This window comes from Stenotrophomonas sp. C-A, assembly GCF_054030835.1.
In genome coordinates, this window is sequence record NZ_CM132916.1 from 3899059 (window position 1) to 3921615 (window position 22557).

18 protein-coding genes are annotated in these 22557 nt (G+C 67.9%); 11 read left to right on the forward strand and 7 right to left on the reverse strand.

Features of this window, described 5'->3' with window-relative positions; translation table 11 throughout:
• Positions 1–84 precede the first annotated feature (84 nt).
• Positions 85–1254: an OprO/OprP family phosphate-selective porin gene (locus tag ACW5IY_RS18125; RefSeq protein ID WP_049435327.1), complete on the forward strand. Its 1170-nt coding sequence runs from the start codon at positions 85–87 to the stop codon at positions 1252–1254.
• 66 nt (positions 1255–1320) lie between these two features.
• Positions 1321–3963, forward strand: a complete 2643-nt coding sequence (locus tag ACW5IY_RS18130) for a hybrid sensor histidine kinase/response regulator (protein WP_049435328.1) — start codon at positions 1321–1323, stop codon at positions 3961–3963.
• Between the two features lie 637 nt (positions 3964–4600).
• On the opposite strand, the gene ACW5IY_RS18135 is transcribed toward ACW5IY_RS18130, so the two are convergent.
• From ACW5IY_RS18135 to ACW5IY_RS18150, 4 genes are read right to left on the reverse strand one after another with little or no spacing between them, the layout of a single operon-like run.
• A complete protein-coding gene (locus ACW5IY_RS18135; RefSeq protein WP_005414428.1) occupies positions 4601–5251 on the reverse strand; it encodes a response regulator in 651 nt (216 codons plus the stop codon).
• Between the two features lie 28 nt (positions 5252–5279).
• A complete protein-coding gene (locus ACW5IY_RS18140; RefSeq protein WP_049435330.1) occupies positions 5280–6335 on the reverse strand; it encodes an ABC transporter substrate-binding protein in 1056 nt (351 codons plus the stop codon).
• Positions 6332–7723, reverse strand: coding sequence for a sensor histidine kinase (locus ACW5IY_RS18145; RefSeq protein WP_049435369.1), 1392 nt, complete (start codon positions 7721–7723; stop codon positions 6332–6334). Before ACW5IY_RS18145 ends, ACW5IY_RS18140 begins: the two co-directional genes overlap by 4 nt.
• Positions 7716–8405: a response regulator transcription factor gene (locus tag ACW5IY_RS18150; protein ID WP_049435331.1), complete on the reverse strand. Its 690-nt coding sequence runs from the start codon at positions 8403–8405 to the stop codon at positions 7716–7718. Before ACW5IY_RS18150 ends, ACW5IY_RS18145 begins: the two co-directional genes overlap by 8 nt.
• 242 nt (positions 8406–8647) lie before the next feature.
• Between ACW5IY_RS18150 and ACW5IY_RS18155 the strand changes: the two genes are divergently transcribed.
• The 5 genes from ACW5IY_RS18155 to ACW5IY_RS18175 all read left to right on the forward strand — a co-directional run bounded on the left by ACW5IY_RS18155 (position 8648) and on the right by ACW5IY_RS18175 (position 15049).
• Positions 8648–9787, forward strand: a complete 1140-nt coding sequence (locus ACW5IY_RS18155; RefSeq protein ID WP_049435332.1) for an OprO/OprP family phosphate-selective porin — start codon at positions 8648–8650, stop codon at positions 9785–9787.
• Between the two features lie 75 nt (positions 9788–9862).
• On the forward strand, positions 9863–11191 hold the full coding sequence (locus ACW5IY_RS18160; RefSeq protein ID WP_457327242.1) for a CitMHS family transporter: 1329 nt from the start codon (positions 9863–9865) through the stop codon (positions 11189–11191).
• A gap of 24 nt (positions 11192–11215) precedes the next feature.
• The gene (gene phbB / locus ACW5IY_RS18165) at positions 11216–11956 is read left to right on the forward strand and encodes an acetoacetyl-CoA reductase (protein ID WP_005414435.1); all 741 of its coding nucleotides are present in this window, start codon (positions 11216–11218) and stop codon (positions 11954–11956) included.
• Between the two features lie 262 nt (positions 11957–12218).
• Positions 12219–12614, forward strand: coding sequence for a hypothetical protein (locus ACW5IY_RS18170; RefSeq protein WP_239682883.1), 396 nt, complete (start codon positions 12219–12221; stop codon positions 12612–12614).
• A gap of 137 nt (positions 12615–12751) precedes the next feature.
• Positions 12752–15049: a TonB-dependent receptor gene (locus tag ACW5IY_RS18175; protein ID WP_049435334.1), complete on the forward strand. Its 2298-nt coding sequence runs from the start codon at positions 12752–12754 to the stop codon at positions 15047–15049.
• Between the two features lie 450 nt (positions 15050–15499).
• Here ACW5IY_RS18175 and ACW5IY_RS18180 read toward each other — a convergent pair whose 3' ends face one another.
• Positions 15500–16753, reverse strand: a complete 1254-nt coding sequence (locus tag ACW5IY_RS18180; protein WP_049435336.1) for a flavohemoglobin expression-modulating QEGLA motif protein — start codon at positions 16751–16753, stop codon at positions 15500–15502.
• 126 nt (positions 16754–16879) lie between these two features.
• Positions 16880–17989, reverse strand: a complete 1110-nt coding sequence (rsgA, locus tag ACW5IY_RS18185; RefSeq protein ID WP_049435337.1) for a ribosome small subunit-dependent GTPase A — start codon at positions 17987–17989, stop codon at positions 16880–16882.
• A gap of 114 nt (positions 17990–18103) precedes the next feature.
• Here rsgA and ACW5IY_RS18190 point away from each other — a divergent pair, with 114 nt between their 5' ends.
• The 3 genes from ACW5IY_RS18190 to ACW5IY_RS18200 are packed head-to-tail and all read left to right on the forward strand — an operon-like array spanning position 18104 to position 20723.
• The gene (locus ACW5IY_RS18190) at positions 18104–19378 is read left to right on the forward strand and encodes a pyridoxal phosphate-dependent aminotransferase (RefSeq protein ID WP_010480840.1); all 1275 of its coding nucleotides are present in this window, start codon (positions 18104–18106) and stop codon (positions 19376–19378) included.
• 3 nt (positions 19379–19381) lie between these two features.
• Entirely contained in the window at positions 19382–19999 is a 618-nt protein-coding gene (locus ACW5IY_RS18195) for an SGNH/GDSL hydrolase family protein (protein WP_049435339.1), read from the forward strand.
• Positions 20000–20003: 4 nt separating this feature from the next.
• Complete coding sequence (locus tag ACW5IY_RS18200; RefSeq protein ID WP_049435340.1) at positions 20004–20723, forward strand: class I SAM-dependent methyltransferase; 720 nt, start codon at positions 20004–20006, stop codon at positions 20721–20723.
• 44 nt (positions 20724–20767) lie between these two features.
• Here the strand turns inward: ACW5IY_RS18200 and ACW5IY_RS18205 are convergent, their stop codons facing one another.
• Positions 20768–21547, reverse strand: a complete 780-nt coding sequence (locus ACW5IY_RS18205; protein ID WP_049435341.1) for a polysaccharide deacetylase family protein — start codon at positions 21545–21547, stop codon at positions 20768–20770.
• A 59-nt stretch (positions 21548–21606) separates the two neighbouring features.
• Between ACW5IY_RS18205 and grxD the strand changes: the two genes are divergently transcribed.
• Positions 21607–22533 (forward strand): Grx4 family monothiol glutaredoxin, encoded by a 927-nt coding sequence (grxD, locus tag ACW5IY_RS18210; RefSeq protein WP_457326808.1) that lies wholly within the window; start codon positions 21607–21609, stop codon positions 22531–22533.
• Positions 22534–22557 lie beyond the last annotated feature (24 nt).

A 22557-nucleotide genomic window follows, 5' to 3' on the forward strand; every position in this document is an offset into this window, starting at 1 on the left:
AGCTGGGCGCGTCATTGCGAAAGTTTCGGCCCCCGCGGCCGTTGTTGTCCTGTCCACACGCAATCTGAGAGAGCCGCACCCAACATGCGCCCGATTCCCACCTTGCTGGCCCTGTCCCTGGCCGCCCTTCCCGCCTTCGCCTCGGCTGCCGATTTCGACAACTGGCCGACCAAGTACACCTTCGGCGACGGCACCGAGCTGGCCGCCACCGCCAACATCGCCTACGACTACAACGATTTTTCCTCGGGCAGCGGTCTTGAGGACGACGACGCCGTGCGCCGCAAGGAATTCGGTGCGACGCTGAAGAAGAAGGGCGTCTATGACGCGATGGTCTACTACGACTTCCAGTCCGACACCTGGCTGGACGTGTTCGTGCGCTTCGAAAGCAAGGCCTTCTTCGGCCGCGACATCGGCCGCTTCCGCTTCGGCTACATGAAGACCCCGGTTGGCCTGGACGCGAACACGTCTTCGCGCGCCGGCAGCTTCCTGGAAACCGCACTGCCCGTGCAGGCCTTCTACGCCGGCCGCCGCACGGGTGTGGAATGGGTGCTGGAGCGCCCGCAGTACCTGCTGCAGGCCGGCGCCTATGGCGGCAAGGACCTGCAGGGTGACAATCCCGGCACCACCCAGGCCGTGCGTGCGGTGTGGACCCCGGTGAAGGCGCCGGGTGATGTAATCCACCTGGGCCTGGCCTACTCGCAGGAAAATCCGCGTGGCTACAGCGATGGCCGCGACGTGCACCACGAGGCCAGCGCACGCCTGCGCGCACGCCCGGAAGCCGGCCTGACCGACATCCGCTATGTCGATTCCGGCGCGCTGGTCACCGCCGACCAGATCCGCCGCACCGGCCTGGAAGGCATCTGGATCCGCGGCCCGTTCTCGCTGCAGGCCGAAGCCCTGCGCGCAACGGTCACCCGCCATGACGGCAAGCCCGACTACACCGGCAGCGGCCAGTACGCGATGGCCAGCTGGGTGTTGACCGGCGAATCGCGTCCGTACAACGCAGGTGCCGTGGCCAACATCAAGCCGGCGCACGACTACGGCGCGGTGGAACTGGTGGCCCGTTACAGCCGCATGGACCTCGACGATGGCAGCATCCTCGGCGGTCGCCAGCACGACCTCACCCTGGGTGCGAACTGGTACCTGACCAGCCACTTCAAGTTCCAGGCCAACTACGTCAAGGTCGACGCCAGCCGTCGTGGCGTGCACAGCACGCCGGAGATCTTCGAACTGCGCGCGCAGATGCACTTCTGACCCCTTCCACGTCAGATCCCGGCGGGCGTGCACGCCACGCCCGCCGGCCCTGCGTAGACTGCCGCCATGTACTGGCTCAGCCGCCACCGGATGCTGTTGCTGACCATCCTGGTGATGGTCGGTGGCACCGTGCTGTGTGCGGTCGCCGCCGGCCACTACGCCTGGCGGCGTGCTCTGGGCGAGGAAAGCAGCCAGGTACAACGCCAGCTGCAGTTGTATGGCCAGGGCCTGCAGCAGCGCATCGACCGCTTCGGCACGTTGCCGCAGGTGCTGGCACTGGATCCGGACCTGCTGCACGCGCTGCGCGTGCCGCCCTCGCCCACCGAACGGCAGCGGCTGAACCTCAAGCTGCAACGCGCCAATGAGGTCACCCGCGCCTCGACCCTGACCCTGGTGGGCCACGACGGCGTGGCAGTGGCAGCCAGCAACTGGGACCAGCCGACCACCAATGTCGGCGAGAACTACAGTTACCGCCCGTATTACCGGCAGGCGCTGGCCAAGGGCCGGGGTCGCTTCTACGGCATCGGCATGACCACCGGTGTGCCCGGCTATTACCTGTCGCAGGCCATCGAGGAAGGTGGCCAGCGGCTGGGCGTGGTGGTGATCAAGGTCGAGCTGTCGGCGCTGGAACAGGAATGGCTGAGCAGCCCGGACGTGGTGCTGGCCAGTGACGACCACGATGTGGTCTTCCTGGCCAACCGAGACAACTGGCGCTACCGCCTGCTGCGCTCGCTGGGCGCCGACGAACGCCGCGAGATGCTCGATGCCCGCCAGTACGCCGACCGCGCCCTGCAGCCACTGCGTGCGCGTACCGAGGACGTGCTGGCCGACGGCGGCCGCATGGTGCGCCTGCTGGACCCGGCGTTGCCGCAGCCAATGCTGTGGCAGAGCCTGGCGCTGCCCGCCGAAGGCTGGAACCTGCACCTGCTGCACGATGCCAGTGCAGCCACATCTGCCGGGCGCGCGGCCGCACTCACCGGCGGTGCCGCATGGCTGGCGCTGGGCTTCCTGGTGCTGTTCGTGCAGCAGCGCCGGCGCCTGGCCAAACACCGCCTGCGCAGCCGCCGCGAACTCGAAACCCTGCTCAAGCAGCATGCACAGGAACTGCGCACCGCACAGGATGGCCTGCTGCAGGCCGCAACCGACGCTGACAGCGGCCTCAGCCGCAGCCTGGCGCACCTGCCGCAGGGCGTGGTGGTGATCGACCGCGAGCTGCGGCTGGTGGCATGGAATGCGCGCTATCTGGAACTGTTCCGGTTCCCGGCAGACCTGGTTCGCGTCGGCCGGCCGATCGAGGAACTGTTCCGTTTCAATGCACGCCGTGGCCTGCTCGGTCCCGGCCCGGTGGACGAGGCCATCGAGCGTCGCCTGAACCACCTTCGCAGCGGCCGCCCGCACATGCGCGAGAGCGAAAAGGACGACGGCACGGTGCTGGAGATCCGCGGCAATCCCCTGCCTGATGGCGGCTTCGTCACCAGCTACGCCGACATCACCAGCTACAAGAACGCGGCGCGCGAACTGCGTTCGCTGGCCGATGCGCTGGAGCACCGTATCGCCGAGCGCACCCATGATCTGGATGAGGCACGCCGCGAAGCCGAGCAGGCCAACCGCTACAAGACCCGTTTCGTCGCCTCGGCGGTGCACGACCTGCTGCAGCCACTCAACGCAGCGCGCATGTTCGTCTCGGTGCTGCGCGGCAAGCTGAGTGATCCGGCGCAGCAGCAGACCAGCGACCACATCGACGCTGCGCTGGCCGCGCAGGACGCGATCCTCAACAGCCTGCTGGACATCGCGCGACTGGAATCGGGCAGCCTGCCCACGCGCGTGCAGGCGTTCCGGCTCGGGCCGCTGCTGCAGACGCTGGCGCGCGAGTTCGGCATCGCCGCGCAGTCACGCGGGCTGGTCGTCGACTGGGTCGATACCGCTGCGGTGGTGGTCAGCGATGAAGCGCTGCTGCGGCGCATCCTGCAGAACTTCCTGTCCAACGCACTGCGCTACAGCGAACGCGGCCGCGTGCTGCTCGGCTGTCGCCGTCGCGACGGTCTGCTGTGGATCGAAGTGCACGACCAGGGCCCGGGCATTCCCGATGCGCTGCAGGGCGAGATCTTCGAGGAATTCCGCCGCCTGCACGACGGCCAGCAGCGCGGCGCCGGCCTTGGCCTGGCGATCGTCGACCGCATCGGCCGCCTGCTTGGCCATCCGATCCGGCTGCGTTCGCAGCTGGGCCAGGGCAGCGTGTTCGCGGTGGGCGTGCCATTCGGCGAAGCCAGCGCGATTCCTGCTACGGCGCCTGCGCCGGTGCTGGTGCAGGAACCGGCGGCGGACAATCCGCTGCGTGGGCGCCGGGTGTGGGTGATCGATGATGATCCGCACGTCTGCGCCGCCAGCCGCGCGCTGCTGGAACGCTGGGGCTGCGAGGTGATGCTGGCCGATGGCCCGCAGGCCGCGTTGCAGCTGGCGGCAACAGGCGCGGTACCGGAGCTGGTGCTGCTGGATGTGCGCATGGGCGATCACCACGGGCCGGTGCTGTACGAGACATTGGCCGAACTCTGGCAGGTCCGTCCGCCGGTGGTGCTGGTCACCGCCGAGCGCGATGCAGGGTTGCGCGAGATGGCTGCCGAGCGTGGCTGGGGAATGATGGCCAAGCCGGTGAAGCCGCCGGCGCTGCGGGCGCTGATGAGTCAGTTGTTGATCCGGCATCGCGGGTAGTTTCCAGCCAACGGCGCAGCCCCTCGTGGGTGGTGTCTGGTTGGTCGTGGAAAGCAAAAGCCGTGGGTGGGCCGGTCGGGCTGGGTGCGCGGGGGACGCCGTGAATCCGTCCCTGGAGGCTTGGCAGCCGCATCCATGCGGCTGACACCCCCGCGCACCCAACCCGACCGGCCTCCGACAGATTTCGGTGGCCTGCACCCACGAAGAAGAAAATAAGATCAAAAGCGGGTCGCGCGCTGCGCTTGCTCGTGTAGAGCCGAGCCCATGCTCGGCTTCACGGACCGTCCAGAAAGCAGCCGAGCGTGGGCTCGGCTCTACAAAAAGCAGCCTGTCAGGCTGCCTTTGCTTTTGATCTTCTTTTCTCTTCCGCGGGTGGACGCGCACGGAACCCATCCGTGGCCGGGCAGGTGGGCTGCGCAGGGGCGTGAGCCGCATGGGCCCGAGGCATGCCTCGGGCGAGTTGGGCAGGACGCCCAACCCGGGTCTTGCCGTGTGCGCAGGACAGCGCGCACGAGCAAGCGGCGACCGAGCTTACATGGACGTACTTGCAGCGGCCCCTGCGCAGTCCACCTGCCCGGCCTCAACCATGAACTGCTCTACGTGTCCACCCACGAGGGGCTGCGTCGTTGGCTGGAAACTACAACCCGATGCCGGCGTCGCCCTCGGGCTCCAGCGCCTTCACCAGCACCGCTGCCTGCGTTCGGCTATGGCACTCGAGTTTTTTCAGGATGGCGGTGACATGCACCTTCACCGTGTTCTCAGCCAACCCCAACGTATAGGCGATCTGCTTGTTGAGCAGGCCATCGGCCAGGCACAACAGCACCCGGAACTGCTGCGGCGTCAGCTGCGCCAGGCGGCTGGCCAGCAGTGCGTCGGCCTCCGAACGCTCGGCCGCCATCGCCGGGAACCACAGGCCGCCATCCAGCACTGCCTGCACGGCCTCGCCGATGGTCTCGGCCGGGGCCGACTTCGGGATGAAACCGGCGGCACCGAACTGCTGCGCGCGGCGGATCACACGGGGGTGGTCGTTGGACGAGAGGATCACCACCGGGATGTCCGGATGCGAGCCGCGCACGTGCAGCAGCGCGGAAAAACCGTGCGCGCCTGGCATGGTCAGGTCGAGCAGCACCAGGTCCACGTCCGGGTGCGCGTCGAGTGCTTCGGCCAATGCCTCGGCGCTGGCGACCTCGCGCACCTGCGCCAGCGGCAGGCTCTGCCGCAAGGACTGCACCACCGCCGAGCGCAGCAGCGGATGGTCATCGGCGATCAGGATGGTGTATTCGCTCATGCCGCCATTGTACGGGCAGGCCGGAGCCTCAGCGCCCTGCCGGCTCCACGCTGCTGCGCCAGGCGTCGAGGAACTGGCGGCGCTTGAGCGCGTCCAGATACACCAGCAGGCCCGGGCCGAGCTGGATCGGGCGGCGGCTGCGGCCGGGCGCATCGTCGCCACGCGCGTTGCCGGTCACGATCGGCATCAGCCTCGCTTCGCGCGACAGTACCTGCTGGCCGCGTGGCGACAGCAGGTAATCGAGGAAGCGCCGGGCTTCTTCCGGGTGTGGGCCGGTACGCGGGATCACTGCGGTGCGCAGCACCACCAGCGTGTAGTCCTCGGGCTCCACAATGCCCAGCGGGGCACCCGCGTCGATGCGCGCCTGCGCGTAGGAGCCGAGCACGTTGTAGACCAGCGACAGCTGTCCGCTGGCCACCTTGTCCAGCAGCACGCCAGTGCGCTCCTCGCGCACCACGTCGTTGTCACCCAGCGCGCCCAGCAACGCACCGGCGATGCTGCCACGCTGCGCATCCTGGGTAGACAGCAGGTAGCCGACGCTGCTGCGCTCGATGTCATAGGTGCCGACCCTGCCGCGCAGGGGCGCACCTTCGGCGCGCAGCCGGTCCAGCAGCTGCCGACGCGTGTGCGGCACCTTCGCTGCCGGCAGCATGCGGGTGTTGTAGACCATCACCACTGGCTCGTAGCTGATGCCGAATGCCTCGTTGCGCCACTGTGCCCAGGCCGGCAGTGCAGCGGTCTGCGCCGAACGGTGTGGAAGCGCGTGGCCATCGTTGACCAGCTTGGTCTGCAGATCCATGCCGCTGGAGATCAGCAGGTCCGGCGATGCCTGCCCGGCGCGGTCATGCAGGTAACGCGCGTACAGGTCCTGGGTGATGATGTCCTCGTACACCACCTCGGTGCCGGGATGCAGGCGCTGGTAATCGGCGATCACCACCGCGAACACTTCGATGTCGGTGGTGCCGTGGATGCGCAGCTGCGCAGTGGCCTTTGCCTGGGCCGGGAAACGGCGTACGTCGCCGGGCGCGGCCAGTACCGGAAGCGCCAGCAGCAGGGCGACGGCAGCAACGAACAGGCGGATCATGGACTGCTCCGGGGCAGGCGGATGGTAGCGATCAGCCCGCCCTGCGGGCGGTTGCTGAGGTCGATGCGGCCGCCATGGCTGTCGACCACGCGCTTGACGATGGCCAGGCCCAGCCCGGCGCCGCCGGACGGCGCGCCTTCGCCACGGGCGAAGCGCTCGAACACGCGCTCGGCATCAGCGGGCGCGATGCCTGCGCCATGGTCGGCGATGGTCAGCACCGCCTGCCCGCCTTCCACGGTCAACGCGATCTGCAACGGGCCCTCGCCGCCGTACTTCAGTGCGTTGTCGACCAGGTTCTTGATCGCCTCGCGCAGCAGCAGCGCGTCACCGTGCACCTGCACCGGCTCGGCGGTCATCGCCAGCTGCACGCGCGGTGCCGGGCCGGCCTGCGGCAGGGCTTCATGCAGGGCCTGGTGCACGGTCTCGGCCAGGTCCACCGCCGCAAACCGCTGCAGGTGCGAGCGATGGATCACGCTGGCATCGCTGAGCAGCTGGTTGAGCAGACGGCTCATATGGGTGGCATTGCGCTCGATCGCCTGCAGGCTGCGCCGCATGTCTTCGGGGTCGTCGTCATCCAGCGCAAGCTGTGCCTGCGCACGCAGTGCCGCCAGCGGCGTGCGCATCTGATGCGCGGCCTCGGCCATGAACGCGCGCAGCGTCTCGTTGCTGCTGGACAGGCGTTCCATGAAGCGGTTCAGCGCCGCCACCATCTGGTCCATCTCACGCGGTACGCGCGCGTCGAGGGGCTTCAGGTCGGACGGTTCGCGGCGCGACAGCTCGCGCTCCACCCGCACCAGCGGCCGGAACGCACGGTGCACCCCGAAGGCCACCAGCGCCAGCAGCAGGCCGGACAGCACGCCGATCGCCAGCAGCGCACGATTGACCATGTCCTGCGCCACGGCTTCGCGGGCACGCCGGGTCTGGCCCACCTGCACCTGCACCTCGCCCTGCGCCGAGGCCGCGGCGAAACTGCGGCCGACCACCACGAAGCGCACCGTTTCGCCGCTGTAGGCGGCGTCGAACAGCTGCGGTTGCGTGCCCGGACGGCGCGGCGGCGACGGCAGATCGCCATAACCTGTGATCAGGTTGCCGCGGCTGTCGGCCACCCGATAGAACACGCGGTCTTCCGGGGCCATCGCCAGCAGGTCCAGCGCGGCATAGGGCAGATCGACCTGCCACTGGCCGTCGACCAGCGCCACCGAATCGGCGATGGACAGCGCCGAAGACACCAGCAGGTGATCGTAGGAACGGTTCGCCGCACGCTGGCCATAGTCGCGCGCGGCGAACAGCAGCGCCACCGCGAACACCGCCAGCAACGCACCGAGGTAGAGCAGCAGCGTGCGCCGCAGCGAACCTGGCGCTGCGTTCGCAGCGCGTACGTCAGCCATCGGCGTCGGCGCTGCCATCGCTGGCTTCCAGCAGGTAGCCGACACCGCGCACCGTGGTGATGCGCAACGGTGCGCCGGCCAGCTTCTTCCGCAGGCGACCGACGTACAGCTCGATCGCATTCGGGCCGGCTTCGTCGTCGAAGCCGAACAGGCCGTTGCCGATTTCGTCCTTGCCCACCACCTGGCCCAGCCGCCCGACCAGGATCTCCAGCAGCCGATATTCGCGGTTGGGCAGCTCGATCGGCTCGCCGTCGAGCGTGACCCGGTGCGCGGCGTTGTCGAACTGGAAGCCGCCGATCTGCACCACTTCGCTGGCCTGGCCTCGTGCACGCCGCAGCAGCACGCGGCAGCGCGCTTCGAACTCGCGGAAATCGAAGGGCTTGCCCAGATAGTCGTCGGCGCCGACATCCAGCGCCTGCACGCGATCTTCGATGCCATCCCGTGCGGTCAGCATCAGCACCGGCGTACTGTCACCGCGCTCGCGCATGCCGGCCAGCACGCGCAGGCCATCGAGCTTGGGCAGGCCGATATCCAGCACCACCAGGTCGAAGCTCTGGTAGCGCAGCACGCTGGCGGCGGCCAGGCCATCGGCCTGCCAGTCCACGGCGTGCCCACTGCGGCGCATGCGGCGGATGATCGCATCGGCCAGATCCGGGTTGTCTTCGACCAGCAGCAGGCGCATGGGCACGGGGGTGGGAGGGGAAACGAATGCTACCGCATGCCGCTGCCGCGCTCGCCGGGCCCTGCCAGGAGGCAGCAGCGAGCCGCTTTACGCTGCACCGCACAATCCGTTGACAGGACGATGACAGCTTGCCCGACCCAGACTGCGGCCGCGCACCGTCCGGTGCCCACGATTGCCGCGCGCCTGGCGCGCACCTGGGAGGGTTTGTGGAATTCACGTTTGCCTGGCGGCGTCCTGCCGCCATGATGGCGCTGGCTGCCCTGTCGGCGCCGGCCTTCGCTGCCGAAGACGACCGCCCGGTCACGGCCACCCTCGGTGGCCGCCTGCACCTGGACTTCGCTACCTTCGACAACGACAACCGCGGCACCCCGAACAAGGACGACACCGAAATCCGCCGCGCGTGGGTTGACGTATCCGGCAAGTTCTTCGTGGTCGACTACAAGCTGGAGGCCGATTTCTCCGGCGACCGCGTCGAGGCCAAGGACGTGTACCTGGCGCGCAGCTTCGGCAAGGCCGGCAAGCTCACCGTCGGCCAGTTCAAGCAGTACTTCTCGCTGGATGACCGTACCAGCTCCAACTACGGCAGCTTCCTGGAGCGCGGCAACGCCGGCACCACGCTGGCCCCGCTGTACCGGCTGGGCGCGTCGTGGCAGGCCAATCCGGGTGACTTCACCTGGGCCGCCAGCATCTACAGCCTGGAAAGCATCGATGCCTGGCAGGTGAAGGGCCGCGCCGCCGGTGGCCGCGTTACCTGGGCGCCCTCGCCCAGCGACGGCGACGTGCTGCACCTGGGCCTGTCGCTGGCCCGCGAGGCCTATGACAACCCCGGCGCGAACGGCGTTCCGGGCCTGAAGATCCGACCACGCCCGGCCGGCCACCTGTCCGATGAAAGCCGCCTGACCCTGGTCGACTTTTCCGCCGGCCGCGATACCGACGTCAACAAGTGGTCGCTGGAATACGCGCAGGTGCGCGGCCCGCTCTCGTGGCAGGGCGAGTTCAGTGGCGCCACCTTCGATGACGGTGCGCAGCGTGGCGACGTGATGGCCGCCTACGGCATGCTCAGCTGGTTCGTCACCGGCGAAAGCCGCGCCTACGACCGCAAGACCGGCCGCTTTGCGCGGGTGAAGGACATCCGCCACAAGGCCGGTGCCTTCGAAGTAGCGCTGCGCTACGACCAGATGTGGGGTGCGCAGCACCTCGATGGCGCGCCAGACCTGCGCCGTGGCAGCACCGAAGCCTGGACGCTGGGTGGCAACTGGTACCTGCGCGACAACCTGCGCTTCATGCTCAACGTGATCGAAAGCCGCAACCGCGACCGCTTGGCCGGGGTGACGGTGGACCGCACGCGCGCGGTCACCGGACGCCTGCAGTACGACTTCTAAGCCCGGATTCCCGGGCATGCCGCCCGGGCCCCTTCCACTCCCCCACGTCCTGTATTCGCAAGGAGTCCGCAGATGATGCTGAGCATCCTCGGCTTTGGCATGGTCATTACGTTCATGTACTTGATCATGAGCAAACGCCTGTCGCCGCTCGTCGCCCTGATCACCATTCCCATCCTGTTCGCGCTGATCGGCGGCTTCGGCGCCGGCATCGACGAGATGATGCTGGAAGGCATCAAGAAGATCGCGCCGACCGGCGTGATGCTGATGTTCGCCATCCTCTACTTCGGGGTGATGATCGATGCCGGTCTGTTCGATCCGCTGGTGCGGGTGATCCTGCGCTTCGTCAAGGGCGATCCGATGAAGATCGTGCTCGGCACCGCGGTGCTGGCGATGCTGATCTCGCTCGATGGTGATGGCTCGACCACCTACATGATCACCGTCTCGGCGATGCTGCCGCTATACCAGCGCCTGGGCATGAACGCACTGAACATGACCTGCGTGACCATCCTCGCCGGCGGCGTGATGAACCTGACCCCGTGGGGCGGCCCGACCGCACGCGCGGCCACCGCGCTGCACGTGGACCCGGCCGACGTGTTCGTGCCGCTGATCCCGTCGATGGTGATCGCCTGTGCCGGCGTGCTGCTGCTGGCCTGGTACCTGGGCCTGAAGGAACGCCGTCGCCTTGGCGTGGTGACCCTGCCCAAGGGTGGCAGCTGGATGGACAACAGCGTGTCCGATGACAGCAACCCGCTGCCGACCGTGGAAGACGCCGAAGACATCAAGCGCCCGAAGCTGCTGTGGGTGAACCTGGCGCTGACCTTGGCGCTGATGACCGCGCTGATCATCGGCGTGCTGCCGATGCCGGTGCTGTTCATGGTCGGCTTCGCCATCGCCCTGGTGATCAACTACCCGAACCTGGCCGAGCAGCGCCGCCGCGTGGTCAACCATGCCGGCAACGTGCTGTCGGTGGTGTCGCTGATCTTCGCCGCCGGCATCTTCACCGGCATCCTCAACAACACCGGCATGGTCGAAGCGATGTCGCACAGCTTCCTGGCGGTGATTCCGGAATCGTGGGGCCCGTACCTGGCGGTGATCACCGCCGTGGCATCGATGCCGTTCACCTTCTTCATGTCCAACGACGCCTTCTACTTCGGCGTGCTGCCGATCCTGTCCGAGGCCGCCGGCAACTACGGCATCACCCCGGTGGAAATGGCGCGCGCCTCGCTGGCCGGCCAGCCGGTGCATCTGCTCAGCCCGCTGGTGCCGTCCACCTATCTGCTGGTGGGCCTGGCCAAGGTCGAATTCGCCGACCACCAGAAGTTCACCCTGAAGTGGGCCATCGCCATCTCCATGCTGCTGATGATCGGCAGCCTGCTGTTCGGCCTGTACCCGCTCGCTGCCTGACCCTCTACCAAGGAGCCTTCTGCAATGACGCTTCGAATCGCTTACGTCACCAGTGGAATGGGCAGTGTCGGTACTGCCATCTGCCAGAGCCTGGCCCGCAGTGGCCACACCGTGGTCGCCGGTTGCGCGCCGAACTCGCCGCGCAAGGCCAACTGGCTGCGCGAGCAGCGCGAACAGGGCTTTGATTTCATCGCCTCCGAAGGCAACGCCACCGACTGGGCCTCGACCAGCGCTGCGTTCGCCAAGGTGCGTGCGGAAGTGGGCGAGGTCGATGTGCTGGTCAACAACTCCGGTGGCAGCCGTGATCTGCTGTTCCGGCAGATGACGGTGGAAGACTGGAACGCGGTGATCGCCTCCAACCTCAATGCGCTGTTCAACCTGACCAAGCAGGTGGTTGACGGCATGGCCACGCGTGGCTGGGGCCGCATCATCAACATCGGTTCGGTCAGCGCCCACAAGGGCCAGATCGGGCAGGTGAACTACGCCACCGCCAAGGCCGCGATGCACGGTTTCAGCCGTGCACTGGCTGCCGAAGTGGCCTCGCGCGGCGTCACCGTCAACACGCTGTCGCCGGGCTACATCGCCAGCCAGGCGATCAGCAGCTTCCCGCCGGATGTGCTGGACCGGCTGGCGGCGTCGGTGCCGGTGCGTCGCCTGGGCCGCCCCGAGGAAGTGGCCGGCCTGTGTGCCTGGCTGGCCTCGGATGAAGCCTCGTATGTGACCGGTGCCGACTACGCCGTCAATGGTGGCCTGTACATGGGCTAAGCCCTCCCCCACGGAGTGCGCCGGGGCCGGAGAACCTTCGCATGCGAGGGGGATCCGGCCCCTTTTTTCTGCCTGCACCGCACCCGTGCTATACCGGCGACGAACCAGGCACAGGGAGTGCGCGCGCGCAGCGCTGGAAGTGGACCATCGCGGTGATGCTGTTGCCCGCGCTGTGCGTGGCGGCAACACCGGCGGCGTTGCCGATGGCCGATGAAATGCAGGCCGACCGGCTGGTGGAACTGAGCCGGCACTGGGCCGCGCCATGGCCGCGCACACCACGACTCGCCGACCTGCATGCGGCATTCCTGCATCAGCAACCCGCATCGAAATGCGTGGAGCGCCGCAGCTCACATTGCCCGCGATGCCGCTTTCACCGCCGCTGCGGGTCACCGCCGGCGTGGTGACGCTGTACCCGGACCATCAACGCGTGCAGTCCGTGCGCCTGGACATCGGCGGCGCCTGCGTGACCCGCCAGCAGATCAATCAACGCTTCGGCCGCCCCGATCGGGTACTTCCGCCCAGCGGTCATGCGCCGGAACAGGCATTGACGCTGAGCTACGCCGAAGTTGATCGCTGGATCAGCTACCTGTTCCCCGGCGTGGATCACCGTTGTGCCTCGCAGGTGGTTCTCAGGCCGACCGAGGCGTCTGCTCCATGACAGTGGTGTTGCAGGGCATGCATCACGCCCCTGCCTCGTTCGTTGGATTTTCGTAAAGAAGGTTTCATGTTCCGTTCGCATAGTGGCCATGCACCGCGCACGCGTGCCGGTGACCACCCCCAATGCAACGGACCACCATGCAGACCCGACACCTGACGATCGCCGTGGCGATCGCGCTCTCCGCCGCCGCCAGCGCCCATGCCGCTCCCGCCGCCGATACCGGCGCCAGCACCGATGCCGCGCTGAGCGCGCAGACGCTGGATACCGTCTCCGTGATCGGCCAGGGCGAGACCCGCCAGGTGCAGCGCATCACCACCGTCGACAAGCAGGTGCTGCCGCCGGGCACCAGCGGCCAGAAGATCCTCGACCGCCTGCCGGGCGTGTCGGTGCAGTCCAACGACGCCTTCGGTGCCAACGAAGAATCGCAGACCATCAGCCTGCGCGGCTTCGACAAGAGCCGCCTGGGCTACACGCTGGATGGCATCCCGCTGGGTGACAACAGCTACGGCAACTACAACGGCCTGAGCATCGCCCGCGCGATCATCGCCGAGAACCTGGCCGGCGCAGAGCTGTCGCAGGGCATCGGTTCGCTGGGCGTGGCCTCGACCAGCAACCTGGGCGGCACCATCCAGTACTTCTCGATGGATCCGTCCACCGAGTTTGGTGGCCGCGCCAGCGTCACCGTTGGCGACGACAGCCAGCGCCGTGGCTACCTGCGCGTGGATACCGGCGACATCAACGGTTTCTCGGCCTACGTGTCCGGCGTGCACCAGGACCAGGACATGTGGGCCGCGCCGTACCAGAACCAGACCACCCGCCAGTTCAACGCCAAGGCGGTATGGAATGTCGGCGACCACCGCTTCGGCGCGTTCGTGGCCACCTCGCGCGCCAGCCAGGCCAACTACGCCTATCTGTCCAAGGACATGCTGGCACGTGGCCTGGGCTGGGATTGGAACATCTATGCGCCGGACTGGGATCGCGCCGTCGCCGCTGCGTACTGCGCGCCCGGCACCTTCAATGCTTCGAAGTGCAAGTACAGCGGCAATGTCCGCAGCATCGACGACGCCTACTACCAGAGCCGCGCACTGCGCGACGACAACCTGTACTCGGTCGATGCCGACCTGCGCCTGGGCGAGCAGGGCCGCCTGAAGCTGCTGGCCTACCACCACGACAACCGTGGCCAGGGCCACTGGTGGGCACCGGGCCAGCCGTCCTACCCGGGCACCGACAAGATGCTGCCGATCTCGATCCGCAGCACCAACTACACGATCAACCGTGATGGCCTGACCGCCGCGCTGTCGTGGACGGTGGGCATCCACGAACTGGAAGCCGGGCTGTGGTACGAGCAGAACGACCATAACGTGTCGCGCAACTTCTACTACATCAGCGGCCCGTTCCTGGACGACCTGTACCTGAAGAACCCGGACCGCCTGCTGTTCAACCAGGACTTCGACATCCGCACGCGCCAGTTCTACGTGCAGGACCGCATGCGCTTCCTGGACCAGCGCCTGACCGTGGATGTCGGCATCAAGAGCCCGAACACCCGCATGCGCGCCACCGCACAGCCGGGCGTGGAAACCAGCATCGCCTCGGGCACGCTGACCGCCAAGAAGTCGGTGCTGCCGCAGGTGGGCCTGGGCTTCAAGCTCAACGCCAACAACGAGCTGTTCGCCTCGTACGCAGAGAACATCGCCGCCTTCGTCGGTGGCGGCAGCGGTGGCCCGCTGCAGGTATCGCCGGAATCGTTCGCGGCCAGCGCCGGCCTGGAGCCGGAGAAGTCCAAGAGCCTGGAAGCCGGCTTCCGTACCTTCGGTGAGAAGTACCAGGCCTCGATCGCCGCGTACAACGTCAAGTTCGACAACCGCCTGCTGTCACTGAACCCGTGTTCGAGCATCGAAGTGGGCACGCGTCCGGAGTGCGTGACACGCTTCATCAACGTCGGTTCGGTGAAGAGCCACGGTGCGGAGCTGACGTTCATCCTCAAGCCGATCGACGGCCTGCAGTGGTACAACGCGCTGTCCTGGAACAAGACCACCTACGAGGATGACTACACCTCGGGCGGCGCGATCGTGCCGGTGGCCGGCAAGATCACGGTGGATACGCCGCAGCGCATGGCCTCCAGTGAGATCAGCTGGAACCGCGACGGCTTCTTCGCCAGCCTGCGTGCCAAGTACACCGGCAAGCGCTACTACACCTACACCAACGACCAGTCGGTGCCGGGCGTGACCACCTTCGACGCCGGTGCGGGCTACGACTTCGGCCCGGGCCTGGGCCTGCGCAACGTGCGGGTGTCCTTGAATGCGACCAACCTGACCAACAAGCGCTATGCGGGCCAGCTGAGTTCGTTCGCACCGACCGATCCGAAGGGCACGCGGTATGCGATCCATGCGAGCGCGCCGCGGCAGTTGTTCATGACGGTGGCGGCGGAGTTCTAAATCGAAAGCAGGCGCTGCGGCGCGTTGATTGTTCCTGCATGGCGTGGGTAGGCAGGCCCATGCAGGACACGCCGTAAACCCGTCCTTGGGGGCTCGATCGGCGCATCCATGCGCCTCACGGTCCTGCATGGGCCTGCCTACCCCCGCTGGACAGTTCCCCGCGCCGGCGCGGAGGCAATGGAAAGCAAGAGCAAAAAGCGAAGAGCCGGGCATTGCCCGGCTCTTTGCTTTTCAAGCTTTTCAAGCGCAATCCCTTCGGCGCGGTGATGTGCTGCCGCCCGCGCGGGAATCTGTCTGGCGGCGGTGGGACACCCTGGCCAGGACCGTGAGGCGCATGGATGCGCCGATCGAGCCCCCATGGATGGGTTTACGGCGTGTCCTGGACAGGGTGTCCCACCGCCGCCCAGCGATATCAATCAAGGCGCCAGCGCTTCATCCCGCCAGCGCATTTCATTCCGGCGCCAGCTGGTCCATCCGTATCCGGTTGGCGAACAGCGAAAACGCCAGCATGCCGGCCAGGCCGTTCGCTCGGCTCACCCAGTGCGGCAGCCAGCGCGGCGGCTTCAGCACACCCGCTTCGAACAGCGGCGCGAACGCGATCGCATCGGCCAGGCTCATCTTGCCGGCAAACAACCAGCGGCAGACCTGCAGTCGGTCCTCGGCCAGCATGTGGCGGAAGAAGGTGTGCACCGACACCAGGCCGCGCAGGTACACCGTGTCCTTGGTGAAGGCCAGGCCGCCACTCGGCGGCACCCCACGGAACACGCGCTGTGCCGACGCAAAGCTCTCTTCGGCGTTCTGCCCGGCATCGCAGAAGTAGCGGAACACCTCGATGAAGTCGGCGCCTTCGCGGGCCATCGCGATCGCTTCGGTGCGCAGACTGATGCGCTTCAGGCGCTCGATGTCGATGCTGCCGGTGATCTGTTCGGCGAAGGTGGCCAGCCCTTCCTGGGTGGCCGTCACCCGCGGCGAGGACAACGCCAGGCTGGGCAACACCGGTTGTTCGCGGCCGTTCAATGCGGTCAGCGAATGCACCAGCGCTTCGTGGTGGAACAGCTGCGCGCGGTCGTAGGCGCTGAAGCGCGCACTGGTGCGCAGGCGGATGCGGGTCGGGCCGGCAGCGGCCTTGGACACCAGTTCCGGATCCAGCTGCACCTGGATGATGCGCGATTCGAAGAACGCATCCAGGTCATTCTGCAGCTGCAGTTGCAGGGCGATGGCCGAGACCGGCACCTGCTCTTCCGGCGCCAGCAGTTCGTGATCGAGTTCGGCAGCAATCTGGATGAAGTGACGCGCCGCTTCGCGCGTGCTCGGGCCATTGCCCGGCAGCGGTTGCTCGGGGGCGCCGAACAGCTGCACCGAACAGGTATCGACCGCCGCGGTGCCCAGCCCTTCCAGCAGCTGCGCGGCCAGGTCCCAACTCTGTGCCGACTGCCGTACGTAGTGGCCCAGCGGATGAGTGTCATCGCAGTCGGCAGCGATCGCGGCCAGCGCGCGGCGCTCTTCGCTGAAGTCGAGCCGAGGGTAGTCCACCTTCGGCAGCATCGGTTGCCCACGTGCCACGCTGTCCAGGAACGGTGCCTGCAGCGTGGCCGGCCAGCTGGTCAGGCCCAGCAGGCGGATGCCCCCCACGGCCTCGACCAGGCGCGCATCGAGCGCTGCATGGTGGGCCACGTCACGGTCCAGCGTCGCGGTCGGTTCCATGGGCGGACTATAGCGCCCTGCTGTGTCCGGCGCTGCGCGCCGCCGCCCGAGCATCGGCTCGGGCGCTACAGGAAATGACTCCGCCGCGGACCCACTGTAGAGCCGAGCCCACGCTCGGCTGCTGTGCTACCGCCGGCGGTTCTTGCTCGCCGGGCGGAACTGCTGGCCCTTGCCCTTCCTGCCTCCACGCTCCTGCGCGGTCTCGGCCTGGCGAACGGCCAGCTTGGCGGCGGCGGCGGCCACTTCTTCCTTCAGCTTGAAGTAGTTCAGCAGCCGGCTCTCTTCGATCTCACCTGCGTCGATCGCTGCGCGCACGGCACAGCCCGGTTCCTGCTGGTGCTTGCAGTCGTTGAAGCGGCACTGTGCGGCCAGCGCTTCGATATCGGCGAAGCCGCCTTCGGACAGCGTCTCTTCACCGGTCGGCTTCAGCTCGCGCATGCCGGGGGTGTCGATCAGGCAGGCGCCCGTCGGCAGCGGCATCAGCGCGCGATGGGTGGTGGTGTGTCGTCCGCGCGAATCGTTGGCACGCACCGCGCTGGTCTTCATCCGCTGCTCGCCGAGCAGGGTGTTGGTCAACGTGGACTTGCCGGCACCGGACGAGCCCACCAGCACCACGGTGCGGCCCGGGCCCAGCCACGGTTGCAGCACGGCAACGCTGTCGGCATCCAGGCCGTTGATCGCATGCAGCGCGATGCCCTGCATCTCCAGCTCTTCCAGCACCGCCAGCGCATCCTCGCTGTATTCGGTCTGGTCGGCCTTGGTCAGCACCACCACCGGTTCGGCACCGCCACCGCCGACCAGCAGCAGGTAGCGCTCGATGCGGCGCGGATTGAAATCGGCATCCAGGCCGCAGACGATGAACACCGTATCGATGTTGGCCGCGATCACCTGCTGGTGGTAGTGCTCACCCGCGGCACCACGCTTGATCGCGGTACGCCGCGGCAGCAGGGCGACGATGCGGATGCCGTCCAGCAGCACCCAGTCGCCCACCGCCGGCCGTTCATGGCTGGGGAAGCGCGGGCGCTGCCATTCCGGCAGCGACTCGGCCTTGATCGATGCATCCGGGCCATCGGCCACCACATAGTGGGTGCGGTGCTGTTCGATCACCCGTGCCGGGCGGGCCTGCGGGTGCGCGGCCATCGCGGCCTGCCAGTCGGCCTGCTGCGCCGGGCCCGGCCAGGGCCAGCCGATGGTCTGCAGGGCGATGAAATCGGGGGTCTGGGTCATCGCCGCCATTCTACCTGTGCCGGCGCCCTGCCAGCCCAGCAATGACGGGCCCGGAGCCCTTGCCATGCAGTGCAGCAATTCCGGTAGGATGGAAGCCCCATGCCTTTTGACGGCCCGTCTCCCATGTCCACCACCTCGCCCAAGCCCCTGGCCATCCGCGAGCGCCTTTCCGAAGTGCGCTACGAAATCCGCGGAGAACTGGCGCGGCGAGCCCGGGAGCTGGAGGCGCAGGGCCGCAAGCTGATCAAGCTCAACATCGGCAATCCAGGTGCTTTCGGCTTCCGCGCGCCCGAGCATCTGCAGCGCGCGATCGCCGACGACATGGGCCGCACCGACCCGTACACCCACCAGCAGGGCCTGCCGGTGGCGCGCGAGGCCATCGCCAGCTACTACGCCCGTCGTGGCGCGCCCGATGCACACCCGGACCGCGTCTTCCTCGGCAACGGCGTCAGCGAGCTGATCGACCTGTCGCTGCGTGCGCTGCTCAACCCGGGCGACGAAGTGCTGGTGCCCTCGCCCGACTACCCGCTGTGGTCGGCTTCGACCATCCTCAACGATGGCCGCCCGGTGTACTACCGCTGCGCGCCGGAGAACGGCTTCCAGCCGGACCCGAGCGAGATCGAGACGCTGGTCTCTTCGCGCACGCGCGCCATCGTGCTGATCAATCCGAACAATCCCAGCGGCGCCAGCTACCCGCGCGAACTGCTGGAGCGCGTGGTCGAGATCGCGCGCCGCCACAACCTGCTGCTGCTGGTCGATGAGATCTACGACCAGATCCTGTACGACGATGCGGTGTTCCAGCCGGTCGCGCCGCTGGCCGGTGATCATCCGTGCCTGACCTTCAGTGGCCTGAGCAAGGTGCACCGCGCCTGCGGTTGGCGCGTGGGCTGGGCACACCTGAGTGGCGACGATGCCCGCCTGGGTGACTTCCGCGCGGCACTGGACCTGTTGGGCGCGCTGCGCCTGTGCGCCAACGTGCCGGGCCAGTACGCCATCGAGGCGGCGGTGAACGGTCCGGACACCATCTCCGAGCTGTGCACGCCGGGCGGCCGCCTGTATGAAACCCGCCGCGCGGTGATCGAGGCCTGCGAAGCCAGCGAGCACCTGTCACTGGTCGCGCCGGCCGGCGCGCTGTATGCGTTCCCGGCCGTGGTCGGTGCCGCTGCGAAGGGCTTCGACGACCACGATTTCGCGCTGGACCTGATGAACAACGAAGGCGTGCTGGTGGTGCCGGGCTCAAGCTTCAACGTGCCCTACCGCCATCATTTCCGTGTGACCCTGATGCCGGAAGCTTCGGTGATGCGCGATGTGTTCGCCCGCATCGACCGTGTGCTGGCGCGCCGTGCCGAGGATGCGACCAAGGTCGTGCCGCTGAAGCCCCGCCGTTCGGTGGCCTGAGCCGTGGCATTGTCCTACCTGGCGCTGGGCGATTCGTACACCATCGGTGAAGCGGTTGCAGTCGAAGGCCGCTGGCCGCACCAGCTGGCCGCCGCCCTGCGTGCGCAGGGCATCGACCTGTCCGACCCGCAGACCATTGCGACCACCGGCTGGACGACCGACGAGCTCGACGCGGGTATCGACGCGGCCGCACCGCAGGGTCCGTTCGATTTCGTCAGCCTGCTGATCGGCGTCAACAACCAGTACCGCGGGCGTCCTCTGGACGAATACCGCTGCCAGTTCCAGGCCCTGCTGCAGCGGGCGATCGGCTTCGCCGGCGGTGATGCCGGCCGCGTGCTGGTGCTGTCCTTCCCCGATTGGGGTGCCACCCCGTTCGGTGCCGGCAGTGGCCGCGACCTGGCCGCGATCGAGATCCAGACCGACGAGTTCAATGCCGCCGCCGAGGTGATCAGTACCCGGCACGGCGTGGCCTTCGTCGACATCACCGACATCAGCCGCGCACAGGGCGAAGACCCGACGATGATTGCCGAGGACGGCCTGCATCCTTCAGCGCGGATGTACGCGCAGTGGAGCGCGCGCGCGCTGCCGGTTGCCGCGCATCTGCTTGGCGGCACGGACTGAAGCGATGGACGGCACGCCACGGAACGGCCCGCCCCTGCCCTGTACTCCCCTGACATCCCCGCAGGCCCGCTTGATCGCCGAAGCGTTCCGCCCGGCGCAGGCCTGGGGCAGCCGCCGCGACTACTACTACACCCGCAGCAAGCTCGGCAGCGATCCGCTGTACGACGGCGTGCTGCAGCATCTGCCTGACGACGGGCAGCCGGTGCTGGACCTCGGCTGCGGGCTGGGCCTGTTCGCCCATGTACTGCGCCAGCGCGGCGGCACCCAACGCTACCTGGGCGTGGACGTGGATGCGGGCAAGATCGCCCGCGCGCAACGTGCTGCCGTCGAGCTGCATGACGTGCGCTTCGACTGCGTGGATGTGCAGGCGCCGCTGCCGGCGCAGGCCGGCCACGTCCTGCTGCTGGACGTGCTGCAGTACCTGGATGCGGGCCCACAGCAGGCACTGCTGCGCGCGGCCAGTGCGCGGGTGGCCCCCGGCGGCTGCCTGCTGCTGCGCACGCCGCTGGCCACCGGCGATGGCCGCGACCGCACCACGCGGGTGGCGGACCGGCTGGCCTGGCTGGTCGGCTGGATGGGCACGCGGCCGCGCCACTACCCCGATCCAGAGGTGCTGCAGACGACGCTTGCCGAAGCGGGATTGCAGGTGACCGCCCCCCGGCCGCTGCATGGGCGTACGCCGTTCAACAGCTGGCTGCTGGTGGCCGAACGCCCTGAGGTGTAGAGCCGAGCCCACGCTCGGCTGCTCCATGCGCCGAGAGCCCGGCACTACGGGGCCGGCAGCTGCGCCTTCAGCCCGCGCTCGTCCAGCGCCTGCAGCACGCGCTCGATGATCACCAGATTGTGGCCGTGGGCGGCGCCTTCGTGCAGCAGCACGATGGCTCCTGGCTGCAGGTCGGGCAGCAAACGCGCCAGCACGCCCTCCGGCGTGCAGCCGACGCCGTCGTAACCGCGGGCACTCCAGCCCACGCGCACCAGGCCGAGCGCCTTCAACACCGGCGCCACGAACGGGTTGGTCATGCCCACCACCGAGCGATACCAGCGCACCGGATGCCCGCTCAGGGCCTGCAATGCATGCTGGCAGCCTTCGATCTCGGCGCGCATCGCAGCCGGGCCCAGCCGCCAGAAGCGGGCCTGCGGGTGGCTGTGGCTGTGATTGCCGAGATCGTGGCCACGGCGCAGGATCTCGGCCACCAGTTCCGGCTGTGCCAGCGCACGTTCCCCCACCAGGAAGAAGGTCGCACGTGCCTGGTGGCGGTCCAGCAGATCGAGCACGGCACGGGTTTCCGGGCCGGGGCCGTCATCGATCGTCAACCAGACACTGTTGCCAGCCTCCGGCACCCGGCTCAGTACCGATGCGTAGAAACGGCTGTTGGGCAGGAACACCGGCACCATGAACAGCGCATGGCTGGCCACCATCAGCGGCAGCCCCCAGTGCCACCCAGCCTGTACCCAGACCAGGATCACGGCCAGCTGCGACGCCACCAGCCAGGGCAGCCAGCGCCAGGGGCGGGCCGGGATGCGATGCAATGTTCCTGCGTTGCTCATCCCCCATGATGCCATGGGGGTTAGAATTGATGATTCGAATTCCCGGAACCCCGACGTCCATGTCCCTCGATCCCGCCCTGCGTTCGCGCATCGAATCCATCCTCAACGCCAACCGCGTCGTGCTGTTCATGAAGGGCCAGCCGTCGATGCCGCAGTGTGGTTTCTCGGCCAAGGCCGTGGGCGCCCTGCAGGACCTCGGCGTCGAGTTCGCCCACGTCAACGTGCTGGCCGACCAGGAAATCCGTGAAGGCATCAAGGCCTACGGCGACTGGCCGACCATCCCGCAGCTGTACATCGACGGCGAACTGGTCGGCGGCAGCGACATCGTGCTGCAGATGGCCGCCAGCGGTGAGCTGAGCAGCGTGCTGGGCCTGGCCGCACCGGACCGCACCCCGCCGAGCATCACCGTCACCCCGGCCGCCGTGGAAATGCTCAAGGGCGCGCTGGCCGACGCTCCGGGCGCTGCCCTGCAGCTGACCATCGACGCCGGCTTCCAGCCGAACTTCCAGCTTGCCCCGCATGACCAAGGCGCGATCGCTGCCGAATCCAACGGCCTGCGCGTGCAGTTCGACCTGTCCAGCGCCCGTCGCGCCAACGGCATCACCATCGACTGGGTGGACGACATCCGCGGCAAGGGCCTGGCCATCGACAACCCGAACGCGCCGAAGCCGGTGCAGGAAATCAGCGTGCGTGATGCCGATGACCTGGTGCGTGCCGGCAACATCACCCTGGTGGACGTGCGCCCGGCCGACGAGCGTGAGATCGCCGCCGTGGGCGTGCCGTTCAAGAGCTTCGACGGCAACGGCCGTGCCGAGCTGGAAGCCCTGCCGAAGGACACCGCACTGGCCTTCATGTGCCACCACGGTGGCCGCAGTGCGCAGGCCGCCGAGCAGTTCCGCGCCCTCGGCTTCACCAAGGTGTTCAACGTCACCGGCGGCATCAACGCCTGGTCCGAAGAGGTGGACAACGGCGTGCCGAAGTACTGATCGGCACTGAAAAAGGGGACGGAG

Bases quoted from the DNA above. Each gene is read 5' to 3' on its own strand.
- ACW5IY_RS18130 (WP_049435328.1), top strand. From the start codon at position 1,321: ATGTACTGGCTCAGCCGCCACCGGATGCTGTTGCTGACCATCCTGGTG.
- ACW5IY_RS18150 (WP_049435331.1), bottom strand. From the start codon at position 8,405: ATGCGCCTGCTGCTGGTCGAAGACAACCCGGATCTGGCCGATGCGATC.
- grxD (WP_457326808.1), top strand. From the start codon at position 21,607: ATGTCCCTCGATCCCGCCCTGCGTTCGCGCATCGAATCCATCCTCAAC.
- ACW5IY_RS18200 (WP_049435340.1), top strand. From the start codon at position 20,004: ATGGACGGCACGCCACGGAACGGCCCGCCCCTGCCCTGTACTCCCCTG.
- ACW5IY_RS18160 (WP_457327242.1), top strand. From the start codon at position 9,863: ATGCTGAGCATCCTCGGCTTTGGCATGGTCATTACGTTCATGTACTTG.
- ACW5IY_RS18190 (WP_010480840.1), top strand. From the start codon at position 18,104: ATGTCCACCACCTCGCCCAAGCCCCTGGCCATCCGCGAGCGCCTTTCC.
- ACW5IY_RS18135 (WP_005414428.1), bottom strand. From the start codon at position 5,251: ATGAGCGAATACACCATCCTGATCGCCGATGACCATCCGCTGCTGCGC.
- phbB (WP_005414435.1), top strand. From the start codon at position 11,216: ATGACGCTTCGAATCGCTTACGTCACCAGTGGAATGGGCAGTGTCGGT.
- ACW5IY_RS18175 (WP_049435334.1), top strand. From the start codon at position 12,752: ATGCAGACCCGACACCTGACGATCGCCGTGGCGATCGCGCTCTCCGCC.
- ACW5IY_RS18205 (WP_049435341.1), bottom strand. From the start codon at position 21,547: ATGAGCAACGCAGGAACATTGCATCGCATCCCGGCCCGCCCCTGGCGC.
- ACW5IY_RS18170 (WP_239682883.1), top strand. From the start codon at position 12,219: ATGGCCGCGCACACCACGACTCGCCGACCTGCATGCGGCATTCCTGCA.
- ACW5IY_RS18145 (WP_049435369.1), bottom strand. From the start codon at position 7,723: ATGGCTGACGTACGCGCTGCGAACGCAGCGCCAGGTTCGCTGCGGCGC.
- ACW5IY_RS18180 (WP_049435336.1), bottom strand. From the start codon at position 16,753: ATGGAACCGACCGCGACGCTGGACCGTGACGTGGCCCACCATGCAGCG.
- ACW5IY_RS18155 (WP_049435332.1), top strand. From the start codon at position 8,648: ATGATGGCGCTGGCTGCCCTGTCGGCGCCGGCCTTCGCTGCCGAAGAC.
- ACW5IY_RS18140 (WP_049435330.1), bottom strand. From the start codon at position 6,335: ATGATCCGCCTGTTCGTTGCTGCCGTCGCCCTGCTGCTGGCGCTTCCG.
- ACW5IY_RS18125 (WP_049435327.1), top strand. From the start codon at position 85: ATGCGCCCGATTCCCACCTTGCTGGCCCTGTCCCTGGCCGCCCTTCCC.
- rsgA (WP_049435337.1), bottom strand. From the start codon at position 17,989: ATGGCGGCGATGACCCAGACCCCCGATTTCATCGCCCTGCAGACCATC.